Source organism: Microcoleus sp. CZ3-B2, assembly GCF_036705055.1.
Lineage (GTDB): Bacteria > Cyanobacteriota > Cyanobacteriia > Cyanobacteriales > Microcoleaceae > Microcoleus.
This window is the reverse complement of sequence record NZ_JAUBTN010000041.1, coordinates 1-20544: the sequence shown is the minus strand read 5'-3', so window position 1 is coordinate 20544 and position 20544 is coordinate 1. Positions and strand designations below refer to the sequence as shown.

The window sequence follows — 20544 nt, the reverse complement described above, 5'->3', positions numbered from 1 at the left end:
TAGCTGTCAATGATACAATTTTTGAATTCAGAAAACCCTATTTTATCCAAACTCTGGGCAAACAGCAAGGGCGTTCTGAAAAAGATAAGCGCAACAAGTGCCAAATGCTGACAAACCAGTCTCTCGCTGCGGTGGTGGATGAACCGCGATATCTGCACAGCAAACCGTTAGGAATACGAGTCACGCCGACGGTTGAATTACCCGGATAAATTGTTGCCTCAGATGGCAAAGCTCGCAATTTTTCCACGAGTTCTGCTGTAACAGGTTCGCCGATCCAAGCGAGGGTAGCAACTACGGGTTTTCCTGCTAAACCGTGAGGACTTTCGAGCATTTGCGATCCACCTTTGAGCAATTGTCTGTCAATCCATAGAGGGCTGTTTTGTTGCCAGATTTCGGTGTGCGAGATCCATTCTCCCGACAAGAACTTTTCGCCTTTAGCACTGCGTCCGAACCGGGTAATTTCCCACAGCAAAATCCTCGCTGTCGGTGCTAATTCTACCCGCAGATTTTGCTGATAAATTGCGCCGTCAAAAACGATTGTTTCCTGCGGTAGCCATTCTAAATTAGCACCAGATTCTAGTTTAATATCGATATTTTGTTGTGATTTTAGTCCGCTGCTACGATAGATTTTACTAGCAGCGGCGCTGGTAATCAAGGCTTTGGTGTTGGGTTGGAGATGAAAATTGCTGGAAAGGCGATCGCCCCCGACAACTCCCCCAGCCGTGTGCAAAATGACGCTGTGACAAACCTCTTTCCCTTCAGGATAAAACGGGCGCTGTACCTTGAGGGGCGCTTGCATTTGATTGTGGATGATTTGAGTTGCGCCGCTGCGGTTGGCGTAGACTAAATTGAGGCGGCCGTGCCATCCAGTTTGAATGTTATTTGTAGGTTGTTCAGTCGAGTTTTGAATCACAATTTTTTATAATTAAATGTTAAAATCTACACTTTTTTTTAAGATTTATTAGATGTATCTTTATCATTTTTTTGCTAGTATCACATAATCATCAAGCCCATAATGCGGATCGTAAGGTAATTTAAGGTGCTGGCGGAAAAGTGGACTGATAAATTTCTGGACAGGTAAATTTTCTCTAGCAAATTTTCCAAAATTTGGATGGGATGTCCTGCTACCGATTGAATTTAAATATTTATACCAAACTAAGTTTAAGCCCAGCTCATCAACAAATTGTTGTACTACACTTAACTCCTGTTGGCAATTATCAACTCGACGAACATTGTATGGTATCAGCAACTTTTTTTCTTGAATAATTAGCAAAACGTAACCCGACTCATTCAGGCTGCTTGTAAATATATCCTTGTAAATATGAAGGGATTTTTCTCTTCTCTCCTCATCGTTAAAAAAACAGTGAGAAATCACTATAAAATCAAAGAATTTTTTCGGCAGTCTTTTAGATTGATTTTCCCCATCAAAGATACTAGAAGTGTCAAAACGAAAGTAAGCATTCATCGCCTGGGGTTCCATGTACTGCCGCCAAAACTGGAGTCCGCGATATTGAAAAGCTTTTTGCTGTTCCAAAGAGTAGTAGGATATGTGCATTGGTGGCATTGAAAAAAAGTCGCTAGTGCTTTGTAGCAACAAACCAAGTCCGCAAGCAACAGTACCCGGCCCCGCCGCAATATCGAGGATATTAAGTTTAGTTGGCAACAACCCTGCTTTGTAAACCAGGAACCAAGCTAGATATGTACAGTAGACGTTATCTAGGAAATATCTCATTAAATAGATGTGAGGACTTAGTTCAAAACTGTATTGAGGATCTTGTCCTTCTTTCAGTTTTTGTATGTCGTCAATAGCTTGTTTAAGTAAATAATCAACATTGCTTTTTTCGCGGTTATACTTATTAAGCTCATTCTTGATAAATCCCGCCAAATGTTGTTCAAAATTGTTAAAAACTTTCTCATAAATGCCAGTGCATTGAATCATACTTGCATCGCATTCTATCAATTTGAAAGCTTTTGAAATATATTCAATCAACTTTGTGTCGGGAAACAAGGTAGATTCATCAATCTGCGCCAGAGAATCGTCAAGTTGCCCGAAGCTTAGTTGTATTTCTAATTCTGCTAAATGCCGATCGCCTTCTTTGATGCGGTCATTTTTTTTCTGCAATAACTTCTCAAGCTGTAGACGCTCTTTAAATAGCTTCTGCTGCCATGAGAGTTGTACCCCGGAATTTTCTATTTGTTTTAACAGTTGTTTGGCAAGTCGATTATTTTGACTCTTAACGGCTTCGTTAAACTGATGGGAACGCCACCAATTTACTAGCGGATTACTCATAGCCAAATCCCTCTTTACCTTCCATAATTTCAACATCCGGGAGCATCACAGTTAATTTATTTTTAAACTTGCGATAACTCTCTTGTTCGCTATTGTACCACCAAGCGTACTTTTGTTTAAGAGCTAATGCTTCCTCGCGAGTTGACGCAATTAGCGATCGCCCGTTGCTGGCATGAAAATCCTGAATCACCACCCGATCTACAACTGCCAGCTTGCTAATAAAATTAGCTTCATCTTCCGGTAAGGTAGGGAGTAGTGGCGTCACAGTTATAGAAAATCTGACTTCGCAATTTTCTCGGTAAGGAAAGCTCTCTCTTAGTTTTGCCATAGCTTTGAGTCTTGCAGGAATACTCGGCGATTTTGGTTCAAAATCTTTCCTCACTTTTTCGCTACCAGTGGGAATGCTCATGTTAATTCGCAACCGCTGAAATTGCTGTAAAATATCGATATCTCTAATTATCATAGGACTTCGAGTTTGGATAACCAGCGTCGGCTGATAGGGAAGCATCACTGGTAACAAGTACCTAGTTAATAGTTTTTTAGATTCAATGGGCTGATACGGATCTGTGACACTACTCATGTAAATGCTAGGTGGTCGTTCGGGGTTTTTCTTGTACCAAATATGCAAATCTTTCTTTAAAATTTCCGCTGCATTTTGCTTTATAATTACCCAATTCCCCCAATCCTGGCGCATCTGTGAATTAGGGCTAAAAGCAGCAGCATAACAATAACTGCATCCGTACTGACAGCCGCGATAAGGATTCAGCGTGAAATCGTAAGCGCTGATAAATCCAGTCGCTTTGTTGAGCAATGACTGTGCATTTTGTGCATACACTTTGGCAGTTCCAAAGTTCTCTCCGCGTGCGACTGTGTGTTGCTCGTCGGCGGAATATCCCTCATACTGAGACTTTACCATGATTAAAACCTGTTGTTACAGTATTAAAACGGAAAATGTTTAGGAATGAGAAAGGCTATGGCGCTTCATTTTACCGCACTCAACAAATGTCAGCAAAACAGTGGGGAATTACTCAACTTTACAATAATTTTTTTGAAGAACCAACAAGTCAGCTTTATAAACTTCATGAAGCGCTCGATCGCGAATGTAATGCAGCTTACGGATTTACTGACAGCGACGATATTTTAGCAAAACTGCTGGAATTGAACCTAGAACTGGCAGAAACCGAAAAACAAGGTCAGCCCATAGTTGGGCCCACAGCCCCGAATTAAGCGAAAATACTAATTGCCAGGTAAAATTTTTTATCCATTTCCTCTGCAATTCTTGCCCAGCATCAAGACAAAATTGAGATCCATCCCCAAATCGGACTGGGTACGGAATTTGTGATTGCTTTGCTTGTGGCTGCCTAAAACACGATACACACAAATTCACGATTTTTTTCAGAAGTCGAGAATCGGCGTGTATCGCACTTTCAACCTAAATTTGATGGGGGTGGAGGGACTTGAACCCACACGACCGTTTCGGGTCAACGGATTTTAAGTCCGTAGCGTCTACCATTCCGCCACACCCCCCTTTAGTCAAATTGCTGTGGATTTGATTCACTGACAGCAACAGCCTTTTATTCTACAACCAAAACCCCAATTTACGCAACCCCTAATCTAAAAATTCTCAAAACTCGCGCTGCATCTCCCCAAGCGGTACAATAGTTAACCAGCTAGCGGAGCGTCTGTGCCCCCTTACCGTTGTTATTATTCCCCTAAAGCAAATCTATGTATATTACCTTGCTGCTTTACGCCGTGTTAGCAGGAGCCTACCTCCTGGTAGTACCGGCCGCCACCTACGCTTACCTGAACAGCCGCTGGTACGTGGCCACGTCTTTTGAGCGCGGCTTCATGTACTTCTTGATGTTCTTCTTCTTCCCCGGTATGTTTCTCCTAGCTCCCTTTTTGAACTTTCGCCCCAAACGGCGGCAGATTGAAGCCTAAATGCGACGTATTGACGTAATTGGAATCAGTCTCGGCTTTTTTGTAGCAGGTGGCATAGTCTACTTGCTACTGCAATTCGCCGGACTCGACAGCATGAATGCAGGGATTTGGAGTCAGTTATTTTTGGTTGCTGGCTTGATTGGCTGGCTGGTGACTTATTTATTTCGAGCCCTGACTCAAAGTATGACCTACAGCGAGCAACTGAAAGAGTACAAAGATGCTGTCTTGCAGAAGCAGCTAGATGCACTCACTCCTGAAGAGTTAGCCAAACTTCAAGCCGAAATTGAGCAGGAAAAAGATAATTAGTCAATAGTCATTAGTCCTTGGTCATTAGTCATTAGTCCTCAGTTATTAGTTATTAGTGTTTTTTAGGCGTGCGAGGATGTCGCTCGCTTCGGGCAACTGACGACTGATGACTAATGATTGAGGATGGAAAGCGAGTTCTTAATCTCGCACTAATGACAAGGTTCGAAAGCGATGACGGCACTGATAACTAATGACTATTGACCAAGGACTATTGACTATTGACTGATGACTAATGACTAATGACCAATGACCAATGACTAATAACTAATGACTATTTCTAATTGTTTTGAAACGTTGCGAAAGAGCAACAAATGTGCATTAATTCCTTTTATTACTGCTGGCGACCCAGATTTGGAGACAACGGCTAAAGCACTGCAAGTTTTGGATGATAACGGTGCTGATGCGATCGAGCTTGGCGTTCCCTATTCTGACCCGCTAGCTGACGGGCCGGTGATTCAAGCTGCTGCTACTAGGGCCCTGCAGCGGGGAACGCGGTTAGATCCGGTGCTGGAAATGGTAGCCAAAGTTAGTCCGAATTTGCGATCGCCCATTATTCTGTTTACCTACTACAACCCGATTTTGTACCGAGGTATAGAAACCTTCTTGCAGCAAATCAAAAGTGCTGGAGTTCAGGGATTGGTTGTACCCGATTTGCCCTTAGAAGAAGCCGACAATCTCATCCAACCAGCCAACAAATTAGGGATTGAACTAACATTATTAGTTGCTCCGACAAGTCCCAAAAATCGCATAGAAGCGATCGCCCGCCAGTCTCAAGGATTTATTTACTTAGTCAGCGTAACCGGGGTTACGGGAGTGCGCGAAGGCTTAGAAACGCGAGCAAAAGAGTTGCTGCAAGAAATTCGTAGCATCACCGACAAACCCATCGGTGTCGGTTTTGGTATCTCGACACCGGAACACGCTCAACAAGTCAAAGAATGGGGTGCAGATGCTGTGATTGTTGGCAGTGCTTTTGTTAAACGCTTGGCCCAAGGCACTCCAGAAGAGGGTTTAGCAGCGGTAGGCGAATTCTGCAAGAGCTTAAAAACAGCGATTCAATGATAGCAACTGTGCAGATACTTTCAGCCATTAGACAGATGCGGGCGATCGCCCCGTGTCGCCACAATTGGGATTAAAGACCTTGTTGTACTTGAGATCATACACCTCCTTCCTTCTGGTTCTTGACCAGAAGGTTTTTTTTACTCCCACAACACAAAACCTTTCAACCCAGCGCGCACTTCCCGCCAAACGCTCAGCCAAGCAGGGAAAAGGCATTGCCGTATCCGGCGCACACAACTACGATTTTTAATAATTGGTATGAGATGGAGGATTGTCCGTTTTTTGTTCCATCTTGCATCAGTCAAATATCAACCCAACAACGGACTTTTCGGGCAAGCTGTCAACTGTTTCCTGTTTCCTGTCAAGTCTTCCATCTTTCTTCTTCCATCTTCAATCGAACTGATGACGTTGTACGGAAAGCTCGGAGGCGACAGCAAAACATGACTGATGACTGATGACTAATGACTAATGACTGATGACTAATGACTGATGACTGATGACTAATGACTAATGACTAATGACTAATGACTAATGACTAATGACTACAACTTGAGGAATCTAACTTGAGGTAGATGAAAAGCTCCTGTTATTATTTATATATTGTAAAAAGTGTTTAAGTTCCTCTAGTTTGTAATGCTAGCCATCTACAAAACTACCAGGAATTAGAGCATATCACAATAGAAATAGAAAGGATCATTTTTATGAACAGACTAACTGCTTTTCTGAAAAAAAATCGAGCTGTACAAATTTTAACAGTGTTTCTGGCTGGCATTTTAGTATTAGTGAGTACGGCCTGCAGTAGCCCTGATGTGAGCGCAACAAAAACTGATGGGAGCGCAACAAAAACTGATGTGATGGCGGCAAAAACCTCCGACCAAATTAGAGAAGAAGTGCCTTCTGAGGCTGTAACTTCGGTATATAAAGGCGGCCAGAATCAATACAGCGATGACGATCCCAGAAACACAACTGTTACAGCAGCAGAAGCAAAAGCTCAGCTTCTCAAAGATGAAGCCCAGCGCCGCATCGACACCAAATCTAGCAGCGATGTGGGCGAAAATGTGCGGCGGGTAAAAGAAGATGCGTCCGACAAACTTGACGAAATTGGCGACAAGGTGAATGAGAATTCTCGCACGGTTCAGCGCAAAGCTGATAACTTTGGCGACAAAACCAAGGAAGGCTTTGCTAACCTTAAAGAAAACACTCGCGACGGCTTGAAGGGAGCAAAAGAGATTGTTAAAGAAGCTACCGACGGAGCGAAAGAAAGAGCAGCAGAGGGTACTGAGTCTCTGAGATATAATACCAGCGGCGGCAAATAAAATGTCACAGATGCAGCGCGAAATGCAAAATAGAACGCTGAAGATGCCTCGGACAATTTTCGCTCGAAAGTGAATCGAGATATTGACAGAACTCAACGAGCAGCAGAAAGAGCGGCAGATGCGATCGACTAATTTCAAATAACGTTGAGAAACGAAGCAATATTAATCTTTTGGAGATTGCTTCGTTGCTCGCACAGAACCAGCAATATACAGCGTGTTCCAGATTTATGAGGTGTACTTCATATAAACCTGGGATGCGCTGTATCTTTTTGCAGGAGCCATTTTACTGATTTCACGATCGAGCTATATTAAATTACTTAATTAAGTAAGTCGGTGGGGAAAAACACAACTGTGTTAAGAAAGATAAATGAGGCTAAAACCCCAATCCCTCCTGCATTCTGTCTCCTGACTCCTGCCTCATCCCAACTACAAATATTTACGCCTTTCTACTTATATAAAGTATTCTTTAAGACATTATTTTCCCGTGTTACTACTTGGATTTGGCATTAATTTAACTGCATTTGAGATGAAACGCAGCAATTTACACGTAAGTAAAAGACTCTAAATTCGATCGCCTAAGTATAAAATGTTGTTTGGTAGATAACTATAATTTGCGATCGGCCACTAGAAAATTATGCTGTTTATACCCTAAGATAGATACATTAACTATTGTCAAGTTAGACTCTGGACTGGGATAGGCCAAAATGGCTGCAACAGTAGAGGTAGTAAATTTGACAGTAATGCCCGGAGATTGCCCGATCGCGCAATTATACGCCGATTGTCGATCGGCTGCTGTCTCGGCGGCACCCGAAAAACACTCGCAACCGACTAGCAGCAAACGGGAGCATCTGTGTTTTGCAAGAAGCATTTTTTTACAGTGTCCTCGGGCTCTGGCAAGCTGTAAAATACGCGAATTCTTGAGGTGTTCGGACTATAAATGCAAAACTGAGTTGCATCGCAGTTGTTAATTGCATCGATCAAAATAGTCCTTAAGCGAACAGAAATTCTCGACGAACCAGAAAATATCAGAGTTATTTACTAATATATGAAACCTCCCAATATTTGAATCAATTTTGACTGTTGTCAGCCAGATAGAGCGGTATAAAATCGGTTTAAAAAATGCGAAAGATGCGCGATATATTGTCGCCGCAATCCGAAGCAGATCGATAGGGGGATGCAGACAAACTTTATTTGGAAAATTTTGTTGTGATGCTAGTAACAATGATGCACGACTTTTACGATGCGCTGGCACATTTGGCAACCTATACAGATGCCGCACCGACGGAGCGCCAACAAATCCTGAAGCGCGTTGAGACGAGTCAGAAAAAACTCAAAGAATCCGCGCATCTTACCCCGATCGATTACCAGCACAAGTTCGATCTGGTTGAGGCAGAATTGCGGGGCCTTTTGGGGCAGAAAGCAGAAGCAATGGAATTGTACGATCGAGCTATTACTGGAGCTAAAGCTAACGAATATGTTAATGAAGAAGCTCTCGCCTGCGAACTCGCTGCTAAATTTTACCTCTCCCACGGTAGAGAAAAAATTGCCCTAGTCTACATGATAGATGCCTGCGATTGCTATGCTCGCTGCGGAGATGCAGTCAAAATTGAAGACTTAAAAAAACGCTATCCTCAATTGTTATCGCCGATTTTGCCGCCAGCAACAGTCGCTGCAAATCCATTAGCAACTGCCGTCATACCTCCTAATCAACATCACTCGGTGCATCCATTTATTCATTCATCTGTGTCGCGTCAACTGTCGGATTTCGGAGTTTTTTCAACTCTGCTAAAAGCTTGTCAAGCGCTTTCTAGTGAAATTGAACTCGATCGACTGATTGCCAAACTGATGCAACTGGCGATCGCAAATATAGAAGCTGACAAAGTAGCGCTGCTGTTACCAAACGGCAGTAAATGGGAAGTGGCTGCAGCAAGGGCGATCGACAGTTTGGGCGTCGAAAGGGCGATCGGCTTACCATCAGCAGCACTCGATAAAAACAGCGATATCCTGCCCCTGAAAATTGTTGACTGCGTTAAAAACTTGTTGAAACCTGTGATTGTGCGGAACATTGCTGAAAATTGCGATCGCGATTCCGACTCCTACATCCAGAAATACCAACCGCAGAGCCTGTTATGTTGGCCGATTCTCGATCGAGACAACTTAGTCGGCATCTTGTATCTAGAAAATCGGTTAACTGCAGGAGTTTTTACGCGCGATCGCTTGCAATTTCTCAATCTCCTGTGTTCCCAAGCAGCAATCAGTTTATCAAACGCTATACTTCATAAAAAATCTCAAGATTACGGTCAACAATTAGAGCGATTGCTAACAAAATTTAGCCGCACAGAAAATCAGCTTGCCGAGCAGAAACAAATGTTGCAAGCGATACTTGATGTCGCTCCAATTTGGATTTGGATGGTGAATCCAAAGGGTAAAGTACATTTTTTCAACAATACCTTTTGCAAGGATGTGGGCGCGCCTCTAAGCGCTTTTTTAGCTGCCGAGCATTACAAAGATATACTGGGGGAAAATGCAGCAAACTGTTTGGTTTCAGATGCCGCGTGTCTTGCCCAAGATTCGCCGCATTACTCCAGCGAAACTCTCACATTAGTTGACGGCAAACAACACTATATAGAAGTCACGAAAGTGCAGTTAAAAAATTCCCAAGGCGAGACGGTTGGGATTATTGGTTTGGGTGTTGATGCCACGGATCGCAAGCAAGCAGATGAACTTTTGCAAAAGCAAAATCAACAACTAGAACAAACTTTAAAAGATTTGCAGCAAGCGCAACTGCAAATAGTACAAAGCGAGAAAATGTCGGCTTTGGGCAATTTAGTCGCCGGAGTCGCCCACGAAATCAACAATCCAATTGGATTTATTTCTGGCAATTTAAGCGAAGCTAAAAGAAGCTTGGCAGATGTTATAGAACATTTAGAATTGTATCGCTCCGATGCACCAAAATCGGAGAAGGCTAATCATGCCGAAGAGGTAGACCTCGATTATCTTTTGGAAGATTTACCGAAGATGATTGATTCAATGCAAGTCGGGTGCGATCGCATTTCTAGCATCAGTACCAGCCTCCGCACCTTTTCCCGAGGAGACAAAGACTACAAAGTTCCTTTTAATATTCATGATGGCATTAATAGCGCTATTTTAATTTTGAAACACCGCCTCAAAGCCAACGAATGCCGCCCGCAGATCGAAGTAATAACTAAATACGGCAATCTCCCTAAAATTCAATGTTTTCCAGGTCAATTAAATCAAGTTTTTATGAACCTGCTGGCCAATGCGATTGATGCCTTAGAAGAGTCAAACTTAGGACGCAGTTTTAACGAAATTGCCATTAATCCCAACCGCATCACTATTTGCACTGAGGTACTGGGGGAAGGGCAGATTCAAATTAAAATTGCTGATAACGGCACCGGGATGCAAGAGGAAATCAAAAAGTATATATTCGACCATTTGTTTACGACGAAATGTGTCGGAAAAGGCACTGGATTAGGGTTGACCATTGCCCATCAGATTGCGGTAGAAAAACATGGTGGCAGCATTGAGGTGAGCGCGGAACACGGAATTGGGACTGAATTTGCGATCGTTTTGCCGGTGAAAGGATAAATTTTAATTACAGCAGTTTAGTAAGTAGGCTATTACTGAGATGTTGCACCTGTGGCAAAAACCGGGTTTCTGACCGCAAATTTAGCATCACAACCTATATCTCTCGTTCAGAAACCCGGTTTTTAAGAGCTTATGGAGAATGGTGCAAGATGTGAGTTATTACAAATAATTAACATGAGGTGGGGGAGAGGGGGCGGGTTGATAAATATTGTGGATGTGATTGAAAGATTGTTGGTAAAACCCGCCCCTATAAATACTACAGGTAATTTACCCAACATTATCTAATTTATTAATTTGGCAAACTCAATTTCAATACCTGTCCGACTGATACTTCGTGCTTGTGAGTTGCTACCACCACCGCACCTTCCAATCGCGGATCGTAACATCCAACCCAAGCTGCAGGATGGCATTCGTGCACTAAATACCCGTACAGCCAAATAGCTCCTCTACCTTCAATGACAATTCCTTGGCTGAATTGAACGCCTTCGGGAATTTTCAAACCTTGTAAATCATCGGGTGTGATAATACCATCTTGAGTGGCAATTCGCAAGCGCAAATGTTGGTAAGCTAAACCGTCTTGAGTTTGATTGGGGATGATTTTTAATTCAATAGGATTCATTGGATACACAAATGTTGAATGCTGTTGTAAAATAATATGCTTTTTAGGGTAAATTGGGAATCAGATCGCCCACTTTCAATCCCAATTGAGCCGCCCTTCCGCCTTTGAGTTCAATAACTCCGTCCACGGGGACATCCGGGCCGTAGTTGGGGCAGGTGTCGCTCAAACACGGCGGTACGTTGGGAATTATCGCTTGCACTACGCCTTCGCGCAGAAAAACCATATCGAGTTCGACTGACACGTTTTTCATCCAGAAACGCACGTTTCGCGCGGGGGCGATCGGGAAAAGCATTCCCCTGTCTTCGGGCAATTCTGTGCGAAACATTAAGCCAATTGCTTGTTCTTCGGGAGTTTTCGCCACTTCTAGTCCCAGGGGGCGATCGCCCACAATAGTATTCACAGAAATTGGCAAAAGTTGACCCATATCCATCCCGCCAAACAGCGATATAAAGTTGGTTTCTGTCAGGTTAGGTTTTCCCAAAACAACTCCTAAATAGTTGCCAGAATTTTTATTTTGCATGACAGTTTGGTTGTCAGAAACAAAAATGTTCAAATCGCTAAACTTTATGTGATCGGTCAAGACAATTTTATCATTGCCGCTGCCAAAATCTGTAATTACATCAGCTTCATTAATAGTAGGTGCGGCGGAAGTTGTGTCAATCACAAATAAATCATCGCCCGCGCCTCCTGTCAAGATATCCTTACCTTCGCCGCCGATTAGCAAATCGCTACCCCGATCGCCATTAATCCAATCCGAATCTTGTCCTCCATAGATTGTATCGTTTGAGAGGCCTCCAAACAGGGTATCAGCACCTTCATTTCCCGCGAGTAAGTCATTGTCGCGATCGCCAAAAATCAGGTCATTTCCCGCCAAACCTTGAATCGTATCATTACCTGCAAATCCTCTAATCGTATCGCTGCTGGGGGTTCCTAGGAGAAAATCGAAGCCGAAAGTACCGCCGATGTTAACCATTTAGTTTTTAATGATGGCTTTAATAAAAGGAAGCTTTGGCGATCGGCATTCGCCAACCGGTACCAAAAGCTCGATCGCTAATTTTCAAACCAGGGGCTGCTTGTCGCCGTTTAAACTCCGATTGCCTGACTAATTTTACTACAAATTTAACCACCGCTGCATCGTGTCCCGCCGCCACAATTTCTGGGACAGATTGGTGATATTCGATCGATCGCTGCAAGATATCATCCAAAATATCATAATCCGGCAAAGAATCTTGGTCAACTTGTCCCGGTTTCAGTTCAGCACTAGGAGCTTTACTAATAATATTAACCGGAATTATCTCCTTGCTAGGGGAAGGAGACGGAGGCACTTTCCCTGCATATCCGCCAGCATTCAGCCACCGACAAAGCGAATAAACTTGACTTTTGAGTACGTCAGAAATCACCGCCAATCCGCCATTCATATCGCCGTAGAGAGTGCAGTAACCAACCGACATTTCTGATTTATTACCAGTGGAAAGCAGCAAATGTCCGAACTTATTAGAAATTGCCATCAACAGATTGCCTCGAATCCGGGATTGAATATTTTCCTCAGCAATCCCGAAAGTTGTATTGACAAACAAATCGGCGAGAGTGCGATCGTAGGATTTCATCAAATCGCCGATCGGCAACAGTTCGATCGCCATACCCAGATTTCGGGCTAATTCCAAAGCATCATTAACCGAATGATCCGAACTGTAAGGAGAAGGCATCAACACCCCCAGCACATTTTCCGGCCCGATCGCGCAACTGGCGATCGCCGCCACCAAAGCCGAATCTATCCCGCCGCTCAAACCGAGTACAACCTTAGAAAAACCGCACTTGCGAACATAATCTCGCACTCCCAAAACCAAAGCAGCCCAAATTTCTGCATCTCCCAAGGGCGGATCGAAACTTAAATCAGTTGCAAAACCGGAATTTTGCCCCTTTTCGCCGCTAATTAAATCTTGTTTTTTTTCGTCATATTCCAGCACGGCAAAATCCGTTTCAAAAGAATTCAACACCTGAATCAAATCACCCTTTCGATTCACCGCCAAACTGCTGCCATCAAAAATAATATCATCATTTCCCCCTACCTGATTAGCGTAAACAATCGGTATTCCCCAGCGAATGACACTATGCTGCAACATCGCCGATCGCACTTTCCGCTTCCCGACAGAATATGGCGATGCCGACAAATTCACCACCAAATCCACCTCCATTTTTGCCAAATCAGCAATCGGATCGCCCGCGTAACTGCGTTGACCCCAAAACTCCCGATCGTTCCACAAATCTTCACAAATTGTCACGCCAATTTTCAACTCGCCAACAGTAAAGTAATTGCTACTTTCTCCCGGTTCAAAATATCTATCTTCATCAAATACATCATAAGTAGGCAACAAGCGTTTATGAAAAACTTGTTTAATAGCACCATCTTGCAACAAAACAGCGCTGTTAAACAATGCTTTTCCGCCTAATTGAACAGCATGAGCATTAGGTACGACAGTACCGACTACAACCGTCAAATCCGGCGGCAAATTCCGCGCCAGTTGCTGCAACTGTGCGGCCGCGGCTGCAATAAAACTCGGTTCGATCAATAAATCGCGCGGCGGATAACCAATCAGGGAAAGTTCCGGTGTTAGCAATAAATTTGCACCTTCCACCCTGGCTTTTTTCGCACACTCCAGAATTAGATTGGAGTTGCCCAAGATATCACCAATAGTAGGGTTGAGTTGTGCGATCGCAATTTTCATATTACCAATTCACCTCATAAATATTGCTAACAGTCCGCACGCGCGGACTCAATTTCCTAATAGTTCTAGATGTGAATTTAGGGAAGCATTACTCAGACTTGTAATGTTTCAACTCTTCTTCAATATAATAATTTACCAAATCGCGGTAAATATTTTCTACCACATCAGGGTTCAAACCCGATTCTTTAGCCCACTCGCGTCGCTGCTGTAACATATCATGAAAGCGATCGGCGGCTCTAACGTTAGCTTCACTCGTTTTGAACCTTGCTGCTGCGATGACGTATTTAAATCTCTTGCTCAAAGCGTCGATCACTTCTCTATCGATGATATCGATTTCCTCCCGCACTTCGTGAATATTGGCGCATTCATCAGGGTCTTTCATCACCGTCACTCCTTAATAGCTTCTATTCTTATCTTACTAAATCGATCCCCGAATGTCAGTCTATTTTAGATTTTAGATTAAAGAATTTTAGATTGATTCCATAGATGAATCTGGGACATTGAACAAGAAGTGAAAATTGGGCTTTCCACTACTTCATGTCATTTTTCAAAAATCGTGGAACAAAACAATTTTTAGGCTCGTTTATTCTTCCCGATAAGTAATATCCTGTCCGTTCGATTGACCGCAATCAGCAAGGTTCGTAAAGGTTCGTAGTGCGGACGGTCGCCCGCACTACGAACGGCATAATTTTGGATAGGGACACACCATAGAAATACTTCTCACCTTTTTGAAAAAGGCTATAAGTCGGGGGCTGTCGTTTTTGGGCTTTGTCATCCAAGAAACATTTAGATAAACACCAGTGGCTTATTTTTGAAAGGAGCAAAAGCTGCCGCATCAAAGCGGTACAAACTAGCAGGGCGGCCTGCCCCCCGCGAAACTTTAACTTTGGTGTCGCACAAAAAACCCAATTTCAACAATCTAGCTCTAAAATTAGAATAATCCGAAAAATTTTCTCCTAAAATAGTAGTATAGAGTTGATACAAATCGCTCAAGGTAAAAAGCTCCGGCAAAACTTCAAAAGCTACGGGACTGTATTCAAGTTTGTTACGCAGTCGCCGGTATCCGTATTCGAGAATTTGATTGTGATCGAAAGCTAGCTTAGGAACTTGTTGGACGGGATACCAAGCAATTCCGCCGACGCGGTGGCTGACACCGGCAACTACACTTCCAGCAATTAATTCAGCTTCTTCAAACCGAACCAAAGCAAAATAACTCACCGAAAGATAGCGATCGCCCCTGGTAAATTCTCGAGGATCGCGCCCCGCTTCTCCAAAAGTATACAGTTGCTCTAAATACAAATTTTTGACCCGGATTTTTTCAGACAAAATTCGGTAAGCTGCTTGTTCGAGAGACTCTCCGTGTCGCACCAAAGTACCGGGAAGACTCCAACAGTCGATAAAGGGTTCGTCTTGCCGCATTACCAACAGCACCAACAAGCGGTTCTGCACGGTATCGACGGAGAAAATCACATTATCTACTCCTACTTTAAAGTCAGCTAATGAGCAACTTTCTCTCTTTTTTGTGCCTCGTGCCATGCGTACAAATGCTCCCGATTGATGTAATCTTCAATGGTCGGAGTTAGGGCTTCGGTGTCTCCTGTTTCGCGATAGGAGGTAGAAGAAACATTGGGAGCATTCAAAGATGCGATCGCCACTTCTGCACCGCTGCGCCTCAACTGCCACAAATCTAACTGTTCTGACGGATAACCAGGCCGCGGTACGATCAGCAACTCCACTTGTGTTAACAATTCTTCAAATTTGTACCAGCGAGGCAGTTGTCCCACCAAATCCGAACCTATTACCAGAGTCAACTCTGCATCCGGCCACTGCAATTTTGCTTGTTCCACAGTTTCTAGCGTTCTCGAACTGCTGAGATCTGGATGCAGACAAAGATTGTGTCTGGGCGAATTAATTTCTTGAATGATTAACAGCAGCATTGCCGATCGGTGTTCTAGGGATGTGGAGTGCGACTTAAAAGGATTGTCCGACGCCCAAACTGCTACCCAATCAAAATGCTGGGAAAGCCAATTTAGGATAGTTTTGTGTCCCGCTGTAGGCGGATCGGCACTGGTTCCAAAAAGAGCAATCTTCTGCATAGGGAATCGGTAATTGGTAATTGGTAATTGGGAATGGGGAATTGTTGAGTGTTGAGTGTTGACTGTTGACTGTTGACTGTTGACTGTTAAATGTTGACTGTTAAATGTTGACTACTGACTAATGACTAATGACTAATGACTAATGACTAATGACTACTGACTACTGACTACTGAATCTTTTTCGTTTTTTGAGTGAGACTCTGCAAATCTGTAGAAATTTCCACCGTCGGCGAAATCGGGTTGTCAATTTGCCGAGTTTCGGCTCGAAGACTGGCGACAGAAGCAGCAGTTCGTTTGGCGATCTCCTCCAAACTTTCCTGGTTCTGCACTCGTTTCCCATCCTTGACAACCAACTCCATTAATGGTACATAATAATCGCAATTGTTAATAGTTTCGCCGGACAATCCCAAACAATCTCCGAGAATTTGCCCATTTTCAATATGTCTAAAAATTTGCTTTCTTCCTGGATATGTTACCTTGCCGCTTGCCTCTTTCATCACCGGAATTCCGTCAATTTCCACTAACTTATAAACACCGTTCACAGGCGAACCGCTCACCAACTTGGTTCCCAAACCGTAACCGTCAATGCAAGCGCCCGCACTTTTTAATTTAGCAATTTCTCGATCGTCCAAATCGCCGCTAGCAAAAATTGGAACGCCCGGAAGGATCGATCGCACTTCCCGAGAAAGCGCCACCAAATCACCCGAATCCAGCCGCACGCCTTCCAACTGCATTTCACCGCTGTTGACTCGATCGGCCAACATCCGCGCCGCCGCCACAGTATCGTAAGTATCGATTAATAGCGGTGCACCGGGAAAACAGCGGTGAAAAGCTGCAAACGCCTGATTCTCGCTGCCTTCGAGAGTCGCCACAGCCATCACCAAAGCGTGAGCCATAGTACCGACAGGTTTGCGGCCCAACTTCAAAGCAGCCAAAACATTAGAAGTGCCGTCGAACCCAGCAGCCAGAGCCGCCCTCGCCGCCCACACAGCAGCTTGCGGCCCAAAAGCCCTGCGCGTCCCGAATTCCAGCAACTTAGCATCCGGGCCCGCCACATCCCGCAGCCGCGCAGCCCGCGTCGCGATTAAAGTTTGATAATTGATCGCATTCAACAAATAAGTTTCTACCAACTGAGCTTGCCACAGAGGAGCCTCAATTCGCAGCAGAGGCTCGTTAGCAAACACCGCCGTCCCCTCCGCAACCGCCCAAACATCCCCAGTAAAGCGGGCTGTGGCAAGTAGAGTCCAAAATCGCTCCGGTGCGCCAGCAAAAATTCCGGTGGAGTGCAAAGCTTGAATTTGCGACTGGGAAAACCGAAATTTCTCCAGATAGTCGATAACTTGAGCCAAACCCATCGCGATCGCGTAGCCAAAATTCTCTGGTAGCCGGCGGGCGAATAATTCAAAACTCGCAGGGCGATCGTCGATCGCTTCCCCGACGTAACAAGCCGTCATCGTTAGCTGGTAGAGATCGGTCAACAGGCTGTAATCTGCTGAGGAAACAGTCAATTCTTGGTCTTCTTGGATTTCCTCAAAATTTTTGAGGTACAGGCTCTCAGTGGCAGTTTTCATGGTCAAACCCCGGACAAGCTTCTTTATTTAATTATAGTGACTAACACCATATATTTTTGTAAATTTTTGATAAACCTGGCATGGCGCAGTATAAACATTTCGGTTTTTGGACGCTAAAATGCTTGTTTATGTGTAGGGGGCGCGGAGTATTATGGTAGAATTAATAAAAATAACTCAGTTAGGACTAACCCAAAAAACCCGGCTTCTGAGAAAAATCCTGCATCTAATCGAGAGATATTGACGCAGAAACCGGGTTGAAGGCCCCGCCCGCGTTCTGGGTGAGTGTTAGATCCCAGGCTGCTAAAAGTGCTGTGGGGGTATGGAAATTATGTTTGTTTAGCCGTTCCTCATTTAATCCAAAATAGCTAGTTTCATCATCTTCAGCTTGCTTCGATAGTTGCAGACTAATAAGTAATTAGAACAAATATTGCTAAAGCGATCCAAATGCAAAAAATAAGAGTAATCTAAAAGTATCCCAAGCCACACAAGAGAGGCGGATTTTATGAATCTTTATAAATCTGTTGTAAACGCAATGCGTTACGTTTCGGAAGCAGCCTCGCGGATATTTAGACGCAGCGATGACGATTATCCCAACACTGGCGTTCAGCCTTTTGAAGGTACGCCACCCAAAGGTTCTAAATGGGAAAAATGAGCAGCCGATCGGGGAGTTTCTAGCGATGCAGGGAAAGGCATTCTGTTTAACAGTCAACAGTCAACAGTCAACAGTTAATTGTTAACTGTTGACTGTTGACTGTTAATACTAATTGTAGGTTGGGTTTCACTTCGTTCTACCCAACCTATCAATTACCAATTACCCAAAACTGATTCAGGAAAAAGGCGATCGCCGCACTGCCGATCGGCACAGTCAAATTGTCAATTCCCAACTTAGAAACCGACTCCAAAGTAGCAGCAACCAAAGCCACAATAGCGGACACAACCAAAGTTTGCCAAATATTGCCGCCTGCAGTTAGCAAAATCAAACTGCTAACAGCAAAACTCACTAAATACATAGTTGCAGAACCTTCCCAACTTTTCTGGATTCCCCAAACTCGATAAATATGTTTGCCGTATTTCTGGCCGATGACAGCAGCCAATCCGTCGCCCCAAGTCATGACTAAAATGCCCAAAGCAGCGTATTCCTGATGTTGCAGCGGCCAAAACCAAGCGACGAGAACGCTAATACTCACAGCATAGAAAAAAGTCCCGAAACTCTTGCGGTTGATACTGTTAAGACTGGGCAAAATCGGCAGTTGGTAGGAAATTAGGGCGATCGCACCTGCTAAAACCCCCGCCGAAATTCCCACCCAGCCCGGTATTTGCAGCCACCAAGCCAGCAAAATCACGTTCCCAGTACCGATGTGAACCACCTTCCGCGATACCTCTGCACCGACAGCAGTAAAGCGGTTTAACCCCTCAGCTACCAATAAAATCACACCCAACCAGGCTCCCACGAGGGAAATTTGCAACCACACAGTGGGAATTTCAGAAAATATAGACACGATAATTTAGGAATAACTTCGATCGGACACGGTTTACTACTTTACAGTCGTCTATTATAATTTACAGCATAACAAAATCAATAGGAAAATAGATTTTATGACTGTGGAGTATGTATTAATTATTCATGAAGTAGAAAATTATCAAGCTTGGCAAAAAGTATTTCACAATGCTGAGAACCTGCGAAAAGAAGCTGGCGAGCGATCGTATCAAGTTTTAAAGTATGAAAATGAACCAAACAAAATTGTTCATTTCAGTGGCTGGACATCAATAGCAGATGCCAGGGCATTTTTTGAGTCTCCGAGACTGGTGAAAATTAGAGAAGAAGCGGGAGTTAAAGCTCCTGAGTTTGTATATTTAGAGCTATTAGAGTCAGGAGTTTTATAACTCTGATTGATGGTTATTTTATCAACTCCCGCACAAACTCAAACGCCCTCCCCCGCCACTCCACGGGTAGCAGCGATAATCCCAAACCCGCCCACATTTTCGCCTCAGAAACTGACTTTCCAGCTCGCACCATTTGTCGCCCTTTTGCAGTTTCACCCACCTCAATCAGCCGCAAACCAAGCGCTAATTGAGTTCCCGCGAGCCTTTTGAGCCTGACTGTTTCGAGCTGCTCTGACTCAAATTCGTAGCCGGTCAAATAGCGCAATTTATCGCTTAAATACGGAATTGCCCGATCGACTCCTTGTTGTTCTGCATGAAATCGATACTCCATCAATAACTCTGGCAAGTAATAGCATTTTTTGTTCGCAATTGCAAGTCTCACAAACAAATCGTTATCTTCGCAATTTTGCAAATTCGGCCGCAGAAATCCTACTTCTTGCAGCGCGGGGCGGCGAAACAAAGTCGCCCCTATTTGCAAACTCTGTCTCAGAAAAACTGTCGAGAGCAAATCTTCAATAATTCCAGCCGACAAATCGGTGCGGCCCCACCGCTGCGAATTCAGTTTAGTCTCGGCTTCGTCAATATTGTTGTGAATGTCGATCGCCCAGTGATCGGTACTGACAAAATCAATGCTGGGGTCTTTATCTAAAATAGCAGATGTCCGCTCTAGAAATTGCGCTCTCAGGCGATCGTCATCGTCAAATTTGATAAAATATTCGCCCCTTGCCGCCGCAAAGCCCGATCGCATATTATTACTTTTACCGATATTCTGCGGGTGACGAATGTAGCGAATTCCTGGCCCTACAAATTCTGACATTAACAGCGGAGTGCTGTCAGTCGAGCCGTCATCGCAGACAATTAATTCAAAATCTGTATAAGTTTGATCTAACACGCTGGCGATCGCACTAGCCAGCAAATGCACTCGATTGCAAGTAGGAATGCAAACGCTAATTTTCGGCACAAACAAAAACCATTTTAGATTTTAGATTTTAGATTTTAGATCTGAAATTTTAAACTTTAGACTGCCCCAAATTAAAGTCTTCTTTCTTCCTGATGCCCAATCCCTCCGCTTCGCTCCGCCCAATCCCTCCGCTTCGCTCCGCCCAATCCCTCCGCTTCGCTCCGCCCAA

The 20544-nt window shown here is 44.0% G+C and carries 22 protein-coding genes and 1 tRNA gene; 8 read left to right on the top strand and 15 right to left on the bottom strand.

The annotated features are described in order from the left end of the window. Nucleotides 1–37: 37 nt before the first annotated feature. From QUA97_RS18320 to QUA97_RS18310, 3 genes are all read right to left on the bottom strand, one after another. Nucleotides 38–913 carry an urease accessory protein UreD gene (locus QUA97_RS18320; protein ID WP_333195479.1) on the bottom strand — a complete coding sequence of 292 codons (876 nt, stop codon included), beginning with the start codon at nucleotides 911–913 and terminating at the stop codon, nucleotides 38–40. Nucleotides 914–976: 63 nt separating this feature from the next. Further along, nucleotides 977–2290: a photosystem II assembly protein gene (locus tag QUA97_RS18315; RefSeq protein WP_333195477.1), complete on the bottom strand. Its 1314-nt coding sequence runs from the start codon at nucleotides 2288–2290 to the stop codon at nucleotides 977–979. Next, on the bottom strand, nucleotides 2283–3206 hold the full coding sequence (locus QUA97_RS18310; RefSeq protein ID WP_333195475.1) for an SPL family radical SAM protein: 924 nt from the start codon (nucleotides 3204–3206) through the stop codon (nucleotides 2283–2285). The genes QUA97_RS18315 and QUA97_RS18310 overlap by 8 nt, the downstream gene beginning before the upstream one ends. A gap of 35 nt (nucleotides 3207–3241) precedes the next feature. Here QUA97_RS18310 and QUA97_RS18305 point away from each other — a divergent pair, with 35 nt between their 5' ends. Continuing rightward, nucleotides 3242–3517, top strand: a complete 276-nt coding sequence (locus QUA97_RS18305) for a hypothetical protein (RefSeq protein ID WP_333195473.1) — start codon at nucleotides 3242–3244, stop codon at nucleotides 3515–3517. A gap of 215 nt (nucleotides 3518–3732) precedes the next feature. On the opposite strand, the gene QUA97_RS18300 is transcribed toward QUA97_RS18305, so the two are convergent. Beyond that, a tRNA-Leu gene (locus QUA97_RS18300) sits at nucleotides 3733–3817 on the bottom strand. Between the two features lie 198 nt (nucleotides 3818–4015). Between QUA97_RS18300 and ndhL the strand changes: the two genes are divergently transcribed. The 3 genes from ndhL (at nucleotide 4016) to trpA (ending at nucleotide 5596) form a co-directional block, all read left to right on the top strand. Continuing rightward, on the top strand, nucleotides 4016–4231 hold the full coding sequence (gene ndhL, locus QUA97_RS18295; RefSeq protein WP_193972727.1) for an NAD(P)H-quinone oxidoreductase subunit L: 216 nt from the start codon (nucleotides 4016–4018) through the stop codon (nucleotides 4229–4231). Continuing rightward, nucleotides 4232–4537 (top strand): DUF3007 family protein, encoded by a 306-nt coding sequence (locus tag QUA97_RS18290; protein WP_194012153.1) that lies wholly within the window; start codon nucleotides 4232–4234, stop codon nucleotides 4535–4537. It begins immediately after the preceding gene. 267 nt (nucleotides 4538–4804) lie between these two features. Beyond that, nucleotides 4805–5596 carry a tryptophan synthase subunit alpha gene (gene trpA, locus QUA97_RS18285; protein ID WP_194066145.1) on the top strand — a complete coding sequence of 264 codons (792 nt, stop codon included), beginning with the start codon at nucleotides 4805–4807 and terminating at the stop codon, nucleotides 5594–5596. Nucleotides 5597–5623: 27 nt separating this feature from the next. On the opposite strand, the gene QUA97_RS18280 is transcribed toward trpA, so the two are convergent. Continuing rightward, nucleotides 5624–5809, bottom strand: a complete 186-nt coding sequence (locus QUA97_RS18280; RefSeq protein WP_194066144.1) for a hypothetical protein — start codon at nucleotides 5807–5809, stop codon at nucleotides 5624–5626. Between the two features lie 485 nt (nucleotides 5810–6294). On the opposite strand from QUA97_RS18280, the gene QUA97_RS18275 reads away from it, so the two are divergent. Next, complete coding sequence (locus QUA97_RS18275; RefSeq protein WP_333195469.1) at nucleotides 6295–6909, top strand: DUF6658 family protein; 615 nt, start codon at nucleotides 6295–6297, stop codon at nucleotides 6907–6909. Nucleotides 6910–7513: 604 nt separating this feature from the next. On the opposite strand, the gene QUA97_RS18270 is transcribed toward QUA97_RS18275, so the two are convergent. Further along, a complete protein-coding gene (locus QUA97_RS18270) occupies nucleotides 7514–7777 on the bottom strand; it encodes a hypothetical protein (protein ID WP_194066142.1) in 264 nt (87 codons plus the stop codon). Nucleotides 7778–8118: 341 nt separating this feature from the next. Here QUA97_RS18270 and QUA97_RS18265 point away from each other — a divergent pair, with 341 nt between their 5' ends. Next, nucleotides 8119–10518: an ATP-binding protein gene (locus QUA97_RS18265; RefSeq protein ID WP_194066211.1), complete on the top strand. Its 2400-nt coding sequence runs from the start codon at nucleotides 8119–8121 to the stop codon at nucleotides 10516–10518. Between the two features lie 289 nt (nucleotides 10519–10807). Here QUA97_RS18265 and crn3 read toward each other — a convergent pair whose 3' ends face one another. The 7 genes from crn3 to QUA97_RS18230 form a co-directional block, all read right to left on the bottom strand. Further along, nucleotides 10808–11137, bottom strand: coding sequence for a CRISPR-associated ring nuclease Crn3/Csx3 (crn3, locus tag QUA97_RS18260; protein WP_194012148.1), 330 nt, complete (start codon nucleotides 11135–11137; stop codon nucleotides 10808–10810). Between the two features lie 43 nt (nucleotides 11138–11180). Next, the gene (locus tag QUA97_RS18255; protein WP_194066141.1) at nucleotides 11181–12110 is read right to left on the bottom strand and encodes a DUF192 domain-containing protein; all 930 of its coding nucleotides are present in this window, start codon (nucleotides 12108–12110) and stop codon (nucleotides 11181–11183) included. Between the two features lie 19 nt (nucleotides 12111–12129). Beyond that, nucleotides 12130–13863, bottom strand: a complete 1734-nt coding sequence (locus tag QUA97_RS18250; RefSeq protein WP_194066140.1) for an NAD+ synthase — start codon at nucleotides 13861–13863, stop codon at nucleotides 12130–12132. 88 nt (nucleotides 13864–13951) lie between these two features. Continuing rightward, nucleotides 13952–14245, bottom strand: a complete 294-nt coding sequence (locus tag QUA97_RS18245) for an isochorismate lyase (protein WP_194066139.1) — start codon at nucleotides 14243–14245, stop codon at nucleotides 13952–13954. Nucleotides 14246–14649: 404 nt separating this feature from the next. After that, nucleotides 14650–15399, bottom strand: a complete 750-nt coding sequence (locus QUA97_RS18240) for an NUDIX hydrolase (RefSeq protein WP_194013067.1) — start codon at nucleotides 15397–15399, stop codon at nucleotides 14650–14652. After that, nucleotides 15360–15959 (bottom strand): nicotinate-nucleotide adenylyltransferase, encoded by a 600-nt coding sequence (locus QUA97_RS18235; RefSeq protein ID WP_333195467.1) that lies wholly within the window; start codon nucleotides 15957–15959, stop codon nucleotides 15360–15362. The genes QUA97_RS18240 and QUA97_RS18235 overlap by 40 nt, the downstream gene beginning before the upstream one ends. 167 nt (nucleotides 15960–16126) lie before the next feature. Then, nucleotides 16127–17530: a nicotinate phosphoribosyltransferase gene (locus QUA97_RS18230; RefSeq protein WP_194066137.1), complete on the bottom strand. Its 1404-nt coding sequence runs from the start codon at nucleotides 17528–17530 to the stop codon at nucleotides 16127–16129. Between the two features lie 502 nt (nucleotides 17531–18032). Here QUA97_RS18230 and QUA97_RS18225 point away from each other — a divergent pair. Next, on the top strand, nucleotides 18033–18182 hold the full coding sequence (locus QUA97_RS18225; RefSeq protein ID WP_194066136.1) for an isochorismate synthase: 150 nt from the start codon (nucleotides 18033–18035) through the stop codon (nucleotides 18180–18182). A gap of 148 nt (nucleotides 18183–18330) precedes the next feature. On the opposite strand, the gene QUA97_RS18220 is transcribed toward QUA97_RS18225, so the two are convergent. Beyond that, nucleotides 18331–19029, bottom strand: coding sequence for a diacylglycerol/polyprenol kinase family protein (locus tag QUA97_RS18220; protein WP_194066135.1), 699 nt, complete (start codon nucleotides 19027–19029; stop codon nucleotides 18331–18333). 97 nt (nucleotides 19030–19126) lie between these two features. Here QUA97_RS18220 and QUA97_RS18215 point away from each other — a divergent pair, with 97 nt between their 5' ends. Continuing rightward, nucleotides 19127–19414: a putative quinol monooxygenase gene (locus QUA97_RS18215; protein ID WP_228042730.1), complete on the top strand. Its 288-nt coding sequence runs from the start codon at nucleotides 19127–19129 to the stop codon at nucleotides 19412–19414. Between the two features lie 13 nt (nucleotides 19415–19427). Here QUA97_RS18215 and QUA97_RS18210 read toward each other — a convergent pair whose 3' ends face one another. Next, complete coding sequence (locus tag QUA97_RS18210) at nucleotides 19428–20375, bottom strand: glycosyltransferase family 2 protein (RefSeq protein WP_194066134.1); 948 nt, start codon at nucleotides 20373–20375, stop codon at nucleotides 19428–19430. Between the last annotated feature and the right edge of the window lie 169 nt (nucleotides 20376–20544).

Excerpts from the sequence above, each read along its gene's own strand:
- QUA97_RS18315 (WP_333195477.1), bottom strand. The coding sequence starts at position 2,290 with ATGAGTAATCCGCTAGTAAATTGGTGGCGTTCCCATCAGTTTAACGAA.
- QUA97_RS18310 (WP_333195475.1), bottom strand. The coding sequence starts at position 3,206 with ATGGTAAAGTCTCAGTATGAGGGATATTCCGCCGACGAGCAACACACA.
- QUA97_RS18305 (WP_333195473.1), top strand. The coding sequence starts at position 3,242 with ATGTTTAGGAATGAGAAAGGCTATGGCGCTTCATTTTACCGCACTCAA.
- ndhL (WP_193972727.1), top strand. The coding sequence starts at position 4,016 with ATGTATATTACCTTGCTGCTTTACGCCGTGTTAGCAGGAGCCTACCTC.
- QUA97_RS18290 (WP_194012153.1), top strand. The coding sequence starts at position 4,232 with ATGCGACGTATTGACGTAATTGGAATCAGTCTCGGCTTTTTTGTAGCA.
- trpA (WP_194066145.1), top strand. The coding sequence starts at position 4,805 with ATGACTATTTCTAATTGTTTTGAAACGTTGCGAAAGAGCAACAAATGT.
- QUA97_RS18280 (WP_194066144.1), bottom strand. The coding sequence starts at position 5,809 with ATGCCTTTTCCCTGCTTGGCTGAGCGTTTGGCGGGAAGTGCGCGCTGG.
- QUA97_RS18275 (WP_333195469.1), top strand. The coding sequence starts at position 6,295 with ATGAACAGACTAACTGCTTTTCTGAAAAAAAATCGAGCTGTACAAATT.
- QUA97_RS18270 (WP_194066142.1), bottom strand. The coding sequence starts at position 7,777 with ATGCTTCTTGCAAAACACAGATGCTCCCGTTTGCTGCTAGTCGGTTGC.
- QUA97_RS18265 (WP_194066211.1), top strand. The coding sequence starts at position 8,119 with ATGCTAGTAACAATGATGCACGACTTTTACGATGCGCTGGCACATTTG.
- crn3 (WP_194012148.1), bottom strand. The coding sequence starts at position 11,137 with ATGAATCCTATTGAATTAAAAATCATCCCCAATCAAACTCAAGACGGT.
- QUA97_RS18255 (WP_194066141.1), bottom strand. The coding sequence starts at position 12,110 with ATGGTTAACATCGGCGGTACTTTCGGCTTCGATTTTCTCCTAGGAACC.
- QUA97_RS18250 (WP_194066140.1), bottom strand. The coding sequence starts at position 13,863 with ATGAAAATTGCGATCGCACAACTCAACCCTACTATTGGTGATATCTTG.
- QUA97_RS18245 (WP_194066139.1), bottom strand. The coding sequence starts at position 14,245 with ATGAAAGACCCTGATGAATGCGCCAATATTCACGAAGTGCGGGAGGAA.
- QUA97_RS18240 (WP_194013067.1), bottom strand. The coding sequence starts at position 15,399 with ATGGCACGAGGCACAAAAAAGAGAGAAAGTTGCTCATTAGCTGACTTT.
- QUA97_RS18235 (WP_333195467.1), bottom strand. The coding sequence starts at position 15,959 with ATGCAGAAGATTGCTCTTTTTGGAACCAGTGCCGATCCGCCTACAGCG.
- QUA97_RS18230 (WP_194066137.1), bottom strand. The coding sequence starts at position 17,530 with ATGAAAACTGCCACTGAGAGCCTGTACCTCAAAAATTTTGAGGAAATC.
- QUA97_RS18225 (WP_194066136.1), top strand. The coding sequence starts at position 18,033 with ATGAATCTTTATAAATCTGTTGTAAACGCAATGCGTTACGTTTCGGAA.
- QUA97_RS18215 (WP_228042730.1), top strand. The coding sequence starts at position 19,127 with ATGACTGTGGAGTATGTATTAATTATTCATGAAGTAGAAAATTATCAA.